General features: G+C 63.7%; 12 protein-coding genes. 9 read left to right on the forward strand and 3 right to left on the reverse strand.

Annotation, left to right across the window (positions count from 1 at the left end):
• Positions 1 to 139 precede the first annotated feature (139 nt).
• Genes uraH through xdhC form a run of 4 tightly spaced genes read left to right on the forward strand, consistent with a single transcriptional unit; the run spans position 140 to position 5,236 of the window.
• Positions 140 to 505 (forward strand): hydroxyisourate hydrolase, encoded by a 366-nt coding sequence (gene uraH / locus IHE39_RS23170; RefSeq protein ID WP_184770662.1) that lies wholly within the window; start codon positions 140 to 142, stop codon positions 503 to 505.
• Positions 506 to 508: 3 nt separating this feature from the next.
• Positions 509 to 1,990 (forward strand): xanthine dehydrogenase small subunit, encoded by a 1,482-nt coding sequence (gene xdhA, locus IHE39_RS23175; protein WP_192568109.1) that lies wholly within the window; start codon positions 509 to 511, stop codon positions 1,988 to 1,990.
• A gap of 1 nt (position 1,991) precedes the next feature.
• Positions 1,992 to 4,352 carry a xanthine dehydrogenase molybdopterin binding subunit gene (gene xdhB / locus IHE39_RS23180; protein WP_192568110.1) on the forward strand — a complete coding sequence of 787 codons (2,361 nt, stop codon included), beginning with the start codon at positions 1,992 to 1,994 and terminating at the stop codon, positions 4,350 to 4,352.
• Positions 4,349 to 5,236 (forward strand): xanthine dehydrogenase accessory protein XdhC, encoded by an 888-nt coding sequence (gene xdhC, locus IHE39_RS23185; RefSeq protein ID WP_192568111.1) that lies wholly within the window; start codon positions 4,349 to 4,351, stop codon positions 5,234 to 5,236. Before xdhB ends, xdhC begins: the two co-directional genes overlap by 4 nt.
• 55 nt (positions 5,237 to 5,291) lie before the next feature.
• Here xdhC and dps read toward each other — a convergent pair whose 3' ends face one another.
• Together dps and IHE39_RS23195 are read right to left on the reverse strand one after the other, a co-directional pair.
• Complete coding sequence (gene dps, locus IHE39_RS23190; protein ID WP_192568171.1) at positions 5,292 to 5,795, reverse strand: DNA starvation/stationary phase protection protein Dps; 504 nt, start codon at positions 5,793 to 5,795, stop codon at positions 5,292 to 5,294.
• 192 nt (positions 5,796 to 5,987) lie between these two features.
• Positions 5,988 to 6,503 (reverse strand): winged helix-turn-helix transcriptional regulator, encoded by a 516-nt coding sequence (locus IHE39_RS23195; protein ID WP_184770654.1) that lies wholly within the window; start codon positions 6,501 to 6,503, stop codon positions 5,988 to 5,990.
• Between the two features lie 136 nt (positions 6,504 to 6,639).
• Here IHE39_RS23195 and IHE39_RS23200 point away from each other — a divergent pair, with 136 nt between their 5' ends.
• Together IHE39_RS23200 and IHE39_RS23205 are read left to right on the forward strand one after the other, a co-directional pair.
• Positions 6,640 to 7,113, forward strand: coding sequence for an SRPBCC family protein (locus IHE39_RS23200; RefSeq protein ID WP_184770652.1), 474 nt, complete (start codon positions 6,640 to 6,642; stop codon positions 7,111 to 7,113).
• A 192-nt stretch (positions 7,114 to 7,305) separates the two neighbouring features.
• Positions 7,306 to 8,505, forward strand: a complete 1,200-nt coding sequence (locus tag IHE39_RS23205; protein ID WP_192568112.1) for a serine hydrolase domain-containing protein — start codon at positions 7,306 to 7,308, stop codon at positions 8,503 to 8,505.
• A 27-nt stretch (positions 8,506 to 8,532) separates the two neighbouring features.
• Here the strand turns inward: IHE39_RS23205 and IHE39_RS23210 are convergent, their stop codons facing one another.
• Positions 8,533 to 9,453 carry a LysR family transcriptional regulator gene (locus IHE39_RS23210; protein ID WP_192568113.1) on the reverse strand — a complete coding sequence of 307 codons (921 nt, stop codon included), beginning with the start codon at positions 9,451 to 9,453 and terminating at the stop codon, positions 8,533 to 8,535.
• Positions 9,454 to 9,598: 145 nt separating this feature from the next.
• Between IHE39_RS23210 and IHE39_RS23215 the strand changes: the two genes are divergently transcribed.
• The 3 genes from IHE39_RS23215 (at position 9,599) to IHE39_RS23225 (ending at position 12,810) form a co-directional block, all read left to right on the forward strand.
• The gene (locus IHE39_RS23215; RefSeq protein WP_192568114.1) at positions 9,599 to 10,819 is read left to right on the forward strand and encodes a urate hydroxylase PuuD; all 1,221 of its coding nucleotides are present in this window, start codon (positions 9,599 to 9,601) and stop codon (positions 10,817 to 10,819) included.
• A 110-nt stretch (positions 10,820 to 10,929) separates the two neighbouring features.
• On the forward strand, positions 10,930 to 12,246 hold the full coding sequence (gene guaD, locus IHE39_RS23220) for a guanine deaminase (RefSeq protein ID WP_192568115.1): 1,317 nt from the start codon (positions 10,930 to 10,932) through the stop codon (positions 12,244 to 12,246).
• A gap of 57 nt (positions 12,247 to 12,303) precedes the next feature.
• Positions 12,304 to 12,810 (forward strand): heme-degrading domain-containing protein, encoded by a 507-nt coding sequence (locus IHE39_RS23225; protein WP_184770644.1) that lies wholly within the window; start codon positions 12,304 to 12,306, stop codon positions 12,808 to 12,810.

Here is a 12,810-nt window from a genome sequence, read left to right on the forward strand (position 1 = left end):
TAGCGAAAGGTGCGTCAGACATTCCCTCGAAAAAATTTGAAAGTCTTTTTGTAGTGCTCTGCTCGACCACACCTTATGCAATGGCCTTAAATGGCGCAAAATCCAAGACGATGGCGTTCAACGCCAATAGGGAGAGCGAATGACAAAGGCCGAAGGCGGACGCCTCACCACCCATGTCCTTGATACTGCTACCGGAAAGCCTGCCGAAGGCCTGGCGATCTCGCTGTTCCGCATCGAAGGCGACGTGCGCACGCTGCTGAAGCAGGTCGCCACCAATTCCGACGGCCGCTGCGATGCGCCGCTGCTTGCCGGCGATGAGTTCCTGACCGGCGAATATGAGCTTGTCTTCGCTGCCGGCGATTATCTCCGCGGCCTGGGCACGGATTTGCCGAAACCGGCATTCCTCGACATCGTGCCGATCCGCTTCGGCATGGCCGAGCGGACGCATTTTCATGTCCCGCTGTTGATCTCGCCGTTTGGCTATTCCACCTATAGGGGGAGCTGAGCCATGGCAACGGTGGAGATACGCAACCATATCCGCTTCATCCTCAATGGTGAGGATGTGACGCTGGGCGCTGTCGCACCCGACGCCACGCTGCTTGATTATCTCCGGCTCCAGCGCACGCTGCGCGGCACCAAGGAAGGTTGTGCCGAAGGCGACTGCGGTGCCTGCACGGTACTGGTCGGACGGCTCGCCGGCGGCAAGCTGGTCTATGAAAGCGTCAATGCCTGCATCCGCTTCATGGGGTCGCTCGACGGCTGCCATGTCGTCACGGTCGAGCATCTGGGCACCAGCAACGGCAAGCTGCACCCGGTGCAGCAGGCGATGGTCGATTTCCACGGCTCGCAATGCGGCTTCTGCACGCCGGGCTTCATCATGTCGCTGTACGGCCTGTGGATGGAGACAGCCAATCCATCCGACCAAGCGATCGAAAAGGCGCTGCAGGGCAATCTGTGCCGCTGCACCGGCTATGAGGCGATCATGCGCGCCGCACGCGCCATCTCCGACTATGGCAAGGTCGCCAAGGATCCGCTGCTGGTCGAACGCAAGGCGATCACCGCCCGCCTCGAAGCCTTCAGGGATGGCACCCGCGTCGAAGTCGGCGCGGGCAAGGAGCGCTTCGTCATCCCGGCCAGCGTCGACGATCTCGCCGCTGTGCTCGAAGCCGAGCCGACAGCGACCGTGGTCGCCGGCTCGACCGATGTCGGCCTGTGGGTCACCAAGCACATGCGCGCCATTTCGCCGGCCGTGTTCATCGCCAATATCGATGGCTTGCACACCATGTCTGAGGACAAGGGCGTCATCTCGATCGGCGCCGGCGTCACCTACACCGAAGCGTTCGAAACGCTGTCGAAGCGCATTCCAGCCCTTGGGCCGCTGATCGACCGCATTGGCGGCCAGCAGGTGCGCAACATGGGCACCATCGGCGGCAACATCGCCAATGGCTCGCCGATCGGCGACACACCGCCGCCGCTGATCGCGCTCGGCGCGACGCTGACTTTGCGCAAGGGCAAGACCCGCAGGACGATTTCGCTGCAGGACTTCTTCATCGCTTATGGCAAGCAGGACCGCGCGCCGGGTGAATTCGTCGAGACCGTGCATGTGCCGGTGCCCGCCAAGGGCGAGCATTTTGCCGTCCACAAGATCACCAAGCGCCGCGACGAAGACATTACCGCAACCCTCGGCGCCTTCTGGCTGAAGCTCACCAAGGACGGCAGCGTCGATCAGGTCCGCATCGCTTATGGCGGCATGGCGGCGACGCCGAAGCGTGCCGCAGCGGTCGAGGCAGCACTTGTCGGTCAGCCCTGGACCGAAGCGACGGTCGAGGTCGCGATGGCAAAATACGCCGAAGACTTCACGCCGCTGACCGACATGCGCGCCACCGCTGAATACCGCGCGCTGGCGGCGAAGAACCTGCTGTTGCGTTTCTACATGGAAACGACCGGCACCAAGGCACCGCTGCAGGTGTCGAGATACGAGGCCGCGTGAGATGACCCAGCACACTCCGAACCTCAAGGCGCAGAAGATTGCCGGCGGCGTCCACACCGACCAGCGCCATGATTCCGCGCACAAGCACGTCGCCGGCGAGGCGGTCTATATCGACGACATGCCCGAGCCGGCGGGTACGCTGCATGTCGGGCTTGGCCTGTCCAACGTTGCCCATGGCACCTTGAAGACCGTCGACCTGTCGGCGGTCCGCGCTGCACCTGGCGTCGTCGACGTTTTGACCTATGCCGATGTTCCAGGCGAAAACGACGTGTCGCCGAGCGGCATGCATGACGACCCCGTTCTTGCTCAAGGCAAGGTCCAGTTCCACGGCCAGCCGATCTTTGCCGTCATCGCCGAAACCCGCGAGCAGGCGCGCCGCGCCGCGCGGTTGGCCAAGATCGAATATGACGAACTGCCTGCGGTCATCAGCATCTGGGATCTCGATACCGAAAACGACAAGCAGGTGACGACGCCGCTGACGCTCAAGCGCGGCGATGCGGCGTCAGCGATCGCTGCGGCGCCGCGCCGGGTCAAGGGGCGGATGAAGCTCGGCGGCCAGGACCATTTCTATCTCGAAGGCCAGATTTCTCTGGCTGTGCCCGGCGAAGACGACGAGGTAACAGTCTATTGCTCGACGCAAGGACCAAGCGAGACCCAGCACCTGGTTTCGCATGTGCTCGGCGTGCCGAGCCACGCGGTGACGGTGGAAGTGCGCCGCATGGGCGGCGGCTTCGGCGGCAAGGAAACCCAGGCCAACCAGTGCGCGGCGATTGCCGCCATCGCTGCCAAGAAGCACAAGCGCGCCGTCAAGGTCAGGCTCGACCGCGACGAAGACATGACCGCCACCGGCAAGCGCCACGACTTTGCCATCGACTACGAGGTCGGCTTCGACGACGAAGGCAACATCCTCGGCGTTGACTACATGTTCGCGCTCAATGCCGGCTTTTCGGCCGACCTGTCGGGGCCGGTCGGCGACCGGGCACTGTTTCATTGCGACAACGCCTATTTCTATCCCAACGTCCATGCCAAGTCGGCGCCGCTTTACACCAACACCGTCTCCAACACGGCGTTCCGTGGCTTTGGCGGTCCGCAAGGCATGGTCGGCGCCGAACGGGTCATCGACGAGGTCGCCTTTGCCGTCGGCAAGGACTCGCTCGAAATCCGCAAGCTGAATTTCTACGACCAGATCGGCACGCCGGGCGAGCGCAACCTCACGCCCTATCACCAGAAGGTCGAGGACTGCATCATCCAGCGCATCGTCGCCGAGCTCGAGGAAAGCGCCCAATACGCACGGCGCCGGCGCGAGATCGCGGCGTTCAACGCCAACAGCCGCTTCATCAAGCGCGGCCTGGCGCTGACGCCGGTCAAGTTCGGCATCTCTTTCACCAAGACCGAGTCCAACCAGGCCGGCGCGCTGGTGCATGTCTATGCCGACGGTTCGGTGCATATGAACCATGGCGGCACCGAGATGGGCCAGGGCCTGCACCTCAAGGTGGCGCAGGTGGTGGCTGAAGAGTTCCAGATCGACCTCGACCGGGTCAAGATCACCGCAACCACCACCGCCAAGGTGCCGAACACCGCGCCAACGGCGGCATCGTCGGGCGCCGACCTCAACGGCATGGCAGCACAGGATGCGGCACGCCAGATCCGCAAGCGGCTGACCGACTTCGCAGCCGAGAAGTACCAGGTGCCGGTCGACCAGGTGGTGTTCCTGCCCAACCGCGTACGTGTCGGCAACCAGGAGATTTCCTTCAACGACCTGGTCAAGCAGGCCTATCTCAACCGCATCCAGCTGTCGGCGGCCGGCCACTACAAGACGCCGAAGATCCACTGGGACCGCGCCAAGGGCAGGGGCCATGCCTTCTACTACTACGCCTATGGCGCGGCCTGCGCCGAAGTCTCGGTCGACGTCTTGACCGGCGAATATGTCGTCGAACGCGCCGACATCCTGCACGACACCGGCCGTTCGCTGAACCGGGCGATCGACATCGGCCAGGTCGAAGGCGGCTTCATCCAGGGCATGGGCTGGCTGACCACCGAAGAGCTGTGGTGGGACGGCAAGGGCCGGCTGCGCACACATGCGCCGTCGACCTACAAGATCCCGCTGGCATCCGACCGGCCCAAGATCTTCAACGTCGCTTTGACCGACTGGTCCGAGGCCTACGAGCCGACGATCCATCGCTCCAAGGCCGTGGGCGAGCCGCCGCTGCCGCATGGCATGGCGGTGCTGCATGCGCTGTCGGATGCGGTGGCAAGTGTTGCCGAGCACAAGATTTGCCCGCGTCTCGACGCCCCGGCAACGCCGGAGCGGGTGCTGATGGCGATCGAACGCCTGCGGGCCGAGGCGGCCCAGGCAAAGTGAGCACGACGGCCAAAAGCCTCAGGGCCTTCCTCGACGCAGCGCCTTCGGTGGCGCTGGTCGAGGTGGCCGAGGCCAAAGGCTCGACGCCACGCGAGAAGGGCGCGTGGATGCTGGTGTCGCCGCAGCGCATCTTCGGCACCATCGGCGGCGGCCAGCTCGAATTCATGGCCATCGACACGGCACGGGCGATGCTGGCCGGTTCGTCCAAGCGCAGCACTGTGATGGAGCATGTCACCGGCGATCCCGTCCCGGCGCGCTATCTCGACCGGGATGCCAAGGACAGTCTCACCCTCGACATTCCGCTCGGGCCGGAGATCGGCCAGTGCTGCGGCGGACGCGTCGAGGTCGCCGTCAGGAACGTCGACGCGGCGCTGCGCGCGGACCTGCTTGCCTCGGCCGAGACGACCGATGCGGCACGTCCGCATGTCCATGTCTTTGGCGGCGGCCATGTCGGCCATGCGCTGGCATCGGCCTTTGCGCTCTTGCCGCTCAATGTCGTGGTCGTCGAGACCCGCACTGATGCGCTCGACGACATGCCCGACAACGTCGTCACGCGGCTGACGCCGATGCCCGAAGAGATGGTGCGCGAGGCTCCCGCCGGCACCGCCTTTGTCGTGCTGACGCACGACCACGCGCTCGATTTCCTGATCGTTGGCGAAGCGCTCAAGCGCGACGACGCGGCCTATGTCGGGATGATCGGCTCCAAGACCAAGAAGGCGACATTCAAGAGCTGGTTCCTCAAGACCGCGGGCGGCAACGAGGCGCAGTATGCGCGGCTGGTCTGCCCGATCGGCGGCGACGGGGTCAAGGACAAGCGCCCCGCCGTCATCGCCGCACTCGCCGCAGCCGAGATCATGACCGCTCTGGTTCTCAGGGCCAATTGAACGGGGGCTAGTGACCGCGGGGCAACCGGCGGGGTGGCCTGAGGTCAGCCGGCGGCTATTCGCTTTCCTGGATGTGGGCTTCGAGGAACCACAACGACTTGTCGAGCGTACGCGAATAGGCGGTGAAGATGTCAGCCGTATCGGCGTCTCCTGCCTCTCCCGCCTCGTCGATGGCGGCGCGCGCGCTTTTTGCGGCGTCTGCATAGCGGTCGATCAGGGCTGCGATATGATCCTTGGTCTTTGCGATATCGGTCGGGTAGGGCTTCAGCTTGCTGGCCTCGACGACGACCTGCGAGGTGCCGAGGGCAGCCCCGCCGAGCTGGGCGACGCGTTCGGCGACGGTGTCGACGTGCTCATCGAGATCCTTGCGGAAGCCGTCCAGCATCTCGTGGATGGCGATGAAATGCGGGCCCTTGACGTTCCAGTGCGCCTGCTTGGTGATCAGCGCCAGGTCGATCGCATCGGCAAGCCGAGCGTTGAGCAGTTCGATCGAAACCTTCTTGGCGTTGGATTTGAGATCATTGCGCGTCGGATGCGAAATCATTGCCTGCTCCTTGATGGCTGGTCGCGTCGCCAGGTGGCCGCCTGGCGACGCACGCAGGCTACAACAGCCTCATGACAATTCGGTTCCGGGCTGGCCCAGAGCGTTTTTCGCTTTTCTTCGAAGCGCAGAAACGCTCTATCTTCTTGTCTTGCGCAATTCCCAGGGAAAACCGCTGCACAGTTTTCCTGGAATTGCGCGAGTCGAAAATCAACCAGCCACGGCATTGCGGGCAACCACTTCGAGATAGGCCGCCTGCAGCTCCTGGCGCACCGGCAGCCGGCGCTGTGCTGCCTCCGACAGCGGCTCGCCGAGATGGTCGGTGCGCAGTTCCTCCATGAAACGCTGCCACATTTCGGGACCGCCCTTTTCCAGCAGCTCGGCGCGGATGCTGAGCTCTTCGCTGACCGGCAGCCATTTGCGGCCCCAGGCGGCGATCTGCGCGAAAACCGGCAACAGCTCGATCGCCATTTCGGTCAGCGAGTAGATCGCCTTCTGCTTGTGGCTGGGGTCGTCAGCCTTGCTGATCAGCCCGTCCTCGAGCAGCCGCCGCAGCCGGTCGGCCAGGATATTGGAGGCGATGCCTTCCTCGGACTGGGTCAGCAACTCGCGAAAATGCCTGCGATTGCCGAACATCATGTCGCGCAGGACGATGAGGCTCCATTTGTCGCCGACCACCTCGAGGGTCAGGTTGATCGGGCAGCCCGACCGGTGATGCATGTTCATGCAAAGCGCCTCCAAAAAAACCAGTTGCAATATAAAATCAGTTTGCATATCTTGCAACCAGTTAGTAATCACAACCAGTTGTAAAGGCGTATGCCGAGCCGCCTTTTTGATAGAGAGCACTTTGATGGAGAGCACAATGACCGCAACTGCAACAGTTCAGGCCAGCTTCAGCATCGACCGCTTTTATGCGGCATCGCCCGCCGAGGTGTTCGCCGCCTTCTCCAATGCCGAGCGCAAGCGCCGCTGGTTCGCCGAGGGCGAAGGCTGGGAGGTCGACGAATTCTCCCTCGATTTCCGTATCGGCGGTTCGGAGCGCAGCCGTTTCCGCTTCCAGGGCGGCCCCGAGATTTCCAACGACACCACATATCTCGACATCGTCCCTGACCAGCGCATCGTCATCGCCTATGTCATGGCGCTTGCCGGTATCCGCTTTTCCGCCTCGCTCGCCACCATCGAGTTCACGCCCGAAGGCAATGGCACGCGGCTGACCTATGTCGAGCAGGATTCGTTCCTCGACGGACAGTATGGCTCGGCCGATCGCGAGGCCGGCTGCAGGGGCCTGCTCGAGATCCTGGCCGGCGAAGTCGAGAAGGTGGCGGTCGCCGCCTAGCTCGGTGCGCCTGAGATGGGAGAGATGCCAGACAAGGAGGCTGAGATGAGTATGTCTTCGGGGTTGGATCGTCGTAGCTTGATGAAGGGATTTGCGCTGTCGGCGGCTCTTGCCGCGCCGACAGCGGCCGGTGCCCAGACGGCGCCGGCACAACCGGCTTCGGCCGCCACAGCAGGAACAGGAAAGACGGCGATGAGTGTGGGAAATTTTGTACCGGAGCGGCTCGAACGGATGCGCAAGGTCATGGCCGGCCATGTCGAGCGCGGCGATGTACCTGGCCTCGTCTGGGCGGTCAGCCGCGGCGGCGAGACCCATGTCGAGGCAGCCGGCACGCTTGCGCTCAACGGCTCGGCACCGATGCGGGGCGACAGCATCTTCCGCATCGCCTCGCTGACCAAGCCTGTCACCGCGACTGCTGCGATGATCCTGGTCGAGGAAAGCCGTCTGCGTCTCGACGATCCCGTCGACACATGGCTGCCCGAGCTTGCCGACCGCAAGGTGCTCAAGAGCGTCGACGCCAAGCTCACCGATACGGTTCCAGCCAACCGGCCTGTCACGCTGCGCGACCTGCTCACCTTGCGCTTCGGTGTCGGCGCGATCATGGTCTATCCATTCGCCTATCCGGTGCAGCATGCGATGGCTGAAGCCGGCATAGCCCCCAGCGCCGACCTGTTCCGCGGCTCGCCCGACGCCTTCATGAAGGCCGTCGGCTCGCTGCCGCTCGCGCATCAACCGGGCGAAGGCTGGCTCTACCACACCGGCCTCGACGTCGCCGGCGTGCTGGTCGCGCGCGCTGCCGGCCAGCCGCTGTCCGCCTTCATGCAGGAGCGTATCTTCGGACCGCTCGGCATGAAGGATACCGGCTTCCACGTGCCGGCGGAGAAGGTCGACCGGCTCGCCACCGCCTATTCCCGGGATGTCCAGACCGGCAAGCTCGGCGTCTATGACGAGGCAAGGGGCGGGCTGTTTGCCAAGCCTGCCAGCTTCGAATCCGGTGGCGGCGGTCTTGTGTCGACGGCTGAGGACTATCTCGCCTTCCAGAAGATGCTGCTTGGCAAGGGCAAGCTCGGCGCCGAGCGCATCCTGTCGCGCGCCTCGGTCGAGCTGATGACCACCGACCAGCTTAGCGAAGAACAAAAGGCGAGTGCTGCGATGTTCTTCAACGGCAATTCGGGTTGGGGTCTCGGCATGTCGGTGGCGCTCAAGCGCGACAATCTCTTTACGACGCCGGGGCGCTTCGGCTGGGACGGCGGCTACGGCACCTCAGGATATGCCGATCCCGAAAACGACCTTGCAGGCGTACTGCTGACCCAGCGGCTGATGGATTCGCCTCAGGCACCCAAGCACCATGTCGACTTCTGGACGTCCGCCTACCAGGCCATCACAGGGTGAGGCGCAAGCCTCACCTTTCCGCCAGCCTCACTTGCCGGCCAGAATGTCCTTGATCAGCTTGTGGCAGCGCTCGGCCATGAAGTCGAGCAGCAGCCGGACCTTCGGGTCCTGCAGCTTCTTGTGCGGATAGACGGCGGCGAACTGCACCGGCGTCGGCGGCGTCTCTTTCAGGATGATCTTCAGCCGCTGGTCGCGGATGAACGGCTCGACCTCGAAGCGGGGCTTGTTGATGATCCCGCGCCCGGCCAGCGCCCAGCCGGTCAGCACGTCGCCATCGTCGGAATCGAACGGCCCATGGACCTCGAACTTGGTCGGGCCGCCCGGCGTCTCCAGCGTCCAGAAATATTCGCGCGAGCCGGGATAACGCAGCATCAGGCAGTCATGCTTCTTGCCGATCAGCTCGTTGGGGCTTTCCGGCTCGCCGCGCTTTTCGAGATATTTGGGCGCGGCGACCAGCACGCGCTCGCATTCCATGATGCCGCGCATCCTGAGGCTCGAATCTTCGATCACGCCGAGCCGGAAGGCGACGTCGAGGCCTTCCTTGAGGATGTCGACATTGTGGTCTGAAAGCCGGAGCCGGACCTCGATGTCGGGGTATTTGTCGTGGAATTCGGGGATTCCCGAGGCGACGAGGCGGCGGCCAAGCCCGAGCGGGGCGGTGACGCGGATGGTGCCGCGCGGCTGGCCTGAAAGTGCTGAGACGGCGGCCTCGGCCTCGGTGATCGCTTCCAGCACCTGCTTGGCGCCGGAATAAAACACGTTGCCGTGCTCGGTCGGCATCAGCTGCCTGGTGGTGCGGTTGAACAGCCTGACGCCAAGGTGCTTTTCCAGCTCCTTGATGCGGTTGGAGGCGACAGCTGGCGAAATGCGCATGTCGCGTCCCGCGGCGGAAAGATTGCCGAGTTCCACGACGCGTACGAAGACGGCGATGTTGTCGAGATAAGCCATGCGATGCAAGGTTCCATAGCCGGCTTGTGCCGTGCCGCGCTACGCTAGTATTTTCCAGATTTTTTTGAAAGTCATCGCGAATCCTTTCACTTCCCCAATGCATCGGGCATCGTAAGATCGGCACGCTGCGAAAAAGGGACGGCGGATGTACGACTTGGCGTTTTTCATGGAGTGGGCGAGCTTCGCCGTGCGATGGCTGCATGTCATCACTGCGATGGCCTGGATCGGCTCGTCCTTCTACTTCATCGCGCTTGACCTCGGCCTGAGGAAGCACCCCGGCCTGCCTGTCGGCGCCCATGGCGAAGAGTGGCAGGTCCATGGCGGCGGCTTCTACCACATCCAGAAATACCTGGTGGCGCCGGCGCAGATGCCGGAGCACCTGACCTGGTTCAAGTGGGAATCCTACGCCACCTGGCTGTCCGGCTTCATGCTTCTGTGTCTCGTCTATTATGGCGGCGCCGAGCTGTTTTTGATCGACCGCAACGTGCTCGACGTGTCGGCGCCGGTGGCGATCGGCATTTCGCTGGCCTCGATCGGGGTCGGCTGGGTGATCTACGACCAGCTCTGCAAGTCGAAGCTCGGCGACCACGACACGCTGTTGATGGTCATCCTCTACGCTGTCGTGGTGTTCATGAGCTGGGGCTATACGCAGCTGTTCACCGGCCGCGCCGCCTTCCTGCATCTCGGCGCCTTCACCGCGACGATCATGTCGGCCAACGTCTTCATGACCATCATTCCGAACCAGAAGATCGTCGTTGCCGACCTGATTGCCGGCCGCAAGCCCGATCCGAAATACGGCAAGATCGCCAAGACGCGCTCGACGCACAACAACTACCTGACCCTGCCGGTCGTGTTCCTGATGCTGTCGAACCACTACCCGCTGGCCTTCGGCACCGAATTCAACTGGGTCATCGCCTCGCTGATCTTCATCATCGGCGTGCTGATCCGCCACTACTTCAACACGCTGCACAAGCGCGAGGGCAACCCGCACTGGACGTGGCTCGCCGCCGGCATCGTGTTCGTCATCATCATGTGGCTGTCGACGGTGCCGAAAGTTCTGACCGGCGAAGACAAGAACGCCTCGGTGACCACTGCACCCTTCGTCGCCTCGGCGCAGTTCCCCAAGGTCCGCGATACCGTGCTCGGCCGCTGCGCCATGTGCCATGCCAACGAGCCGTCCTATGAGGGTGTCTACCATGCACCCAAGGGCGTGGTGCTGGAGACCGACACTGCGATCGCCGAGCATGCCCGTGAAATCTACCTGCAGGCGGGCCGCAGCCATGCCATGCCGCCCGCCAACGTCACCCAGATCACGCCGGAGGAGCGGGCGTTGCTGGTTGCCTGGTACGAGCAGGCGCGGAAGTAGCAGCAGTACGACGACGCAGACTGAAAGCTCAGGGCGCGCTGGTCGCGCCCAATTCGACGCGCGGCGACGGCCGCGGTTTTGTCACGCCAGAAAGCTTGTAGAGTTCGATCATGACCACCACACTTCTTCGCGGCCGTACCTTGTCCTTCCTGCGCTGGCCCGACAGCGCCGACGACCATGCGTCCTATGCCTATGAGGAAGACGGTGCAGTGCTGATGCGCGACGGCAAGATCGCCGCCGTCGGCGCCTATGCGGAGGTCGCGGCCCAGGCGGGCGATGCCAAGATCATCGACCACCGCCCGCATCTGGTCCTGCCCGGCTTCATCGACGCCCATGTCCACATTCCGCAGATGCAGATCATCGCCGCCTATGGCGCCGAACTGCTGGAATGGCTGAACAAATACACTTTCCCCGAGGAAACGCGTTTCATCGACGCCCAGCACGGCCGCCGCATCGCGCGCCTGTTCCTCGACGAGATGGTGCGCCATGGCACGACGACCGTTGCGGCCTACTGCTCGGTGCACAAGCAGTCGGCCGAGGCGTTCTTCGCCGAATCGCACGAGCGCAACATGCTCAACATCGCCGGCAAGGTGATGATGGACCGCAACGCCCCTGACGGCGTGCTCGATACGCCGCAGACGAGCTACGACGACACCAAGGCGCTGATCACGGAATGGCATGGCAAGGGCCGTCAGCTCTATGCCATCACCCCGCGCTTCGCCATCACCTCTACGCCCGAACAGATGGAGATGGCCGGCCAGCTGGCGCGCGAGCATCCCGGCCTGCATATCCAGACGCATCTGTCCGAAAACCACGCCGAGATCGCCTTCACCCAGGAGCTCTATCCCTGGTCGCGCGACTACACCGACGTCTACGAACATTACGGCCTGCTCGGCCAACGCACGCTGCTCGGCCACTGCATCCACCTCGGCGAACGTGAGTCCGACGCGATCTCCGAGCACGGCTCGATCGCCGTGTTCTGCCCGACCTCCAACCTGTTCCTCGGCTCGGGCCTGTTCGACTACCAGCGCTACCGCAAGCGCGACAAGCCGCTACGCATCGCCACCGCCACCGACGTCGGCGGCGGCACCAACTATTCGATGCTGCGCACCATGGACGAGGCCTACAAGGTCATCGCGCTCAACGGCGAGAAGCTCAACCCACTGGCCTCCTACTGGCAGCTGACGCGCGGCAATGCCGAGTCGCTGTCGATCGCAGACAAGGTCGGCACGCTGGAAGTCGGCACCGACGCCGACATCGTGGTGCTCGACGCCCGCGCCACGCCGGGCATGCGGCTTCGGATGGAGCGCACCGGCACGCTGGCCGAGGAGCTGTTCCTGCTCCAGACGTTGGGTGACGATCGCGCCGTGGTCGAAGTCTATGTCGCGGGCAAAGCCGCAAAGTCGACAATGGATCAGGCCGCCTGACCTTGCGTCATTCGCCCGCGTCTGCCATGTGAGCCGTGTCTGACGGAGGAACGGACGATGGCAGCAGCCGAGGACCTGAAAAAGCTCGCCGAACAGGAAGACCGACTGGTCTTCGACCGCTTCGATGAGGCGGTTGCCTTCGACATCGGCGCGGCCATCCGCGCCCGTGGGGTGACCGAGAAATTTCCCATCATCGTAGACATCCGCCTGTGGGATCGGGCGCTGTTCTACTGCGCGCTGCCAGGCTCGACGGTCCACAACACCGAATGGGCGCGGCGCAAGATCAACGTCGTCAGGACCTTCCACCGCAGCAGCTACCGCATGGTGCTGCACAAGGCACGGACCGACCGCACATTCGCTGTCGGCGATGCCTTGCCGATCGACGACTATGTATTGGCCGGCGGCGGATTCCCGATCCGCGTCAAGGGCGTCGGCGTCATCGGCGCCATTGCCGTTTCGGGCCTGCCGGAGCGCCAGGATCATGAGGTGGTGGTCGCGGCCGTCTGCGATCACCTTGGAATTCCCCGCCAGGAGCTTGCCTTGCCCCCCGTTGCGAACAGCTGA

This window comes from Aminobacter carboxidus, from assembly GCF_014863355.1.
Lineage (GTDB): Bacteria > Pseudomonadota > Alphaproteobacteria > Rhizobiales > Rhizobiaceae > Aminobacter > Aminobacter carboxidus.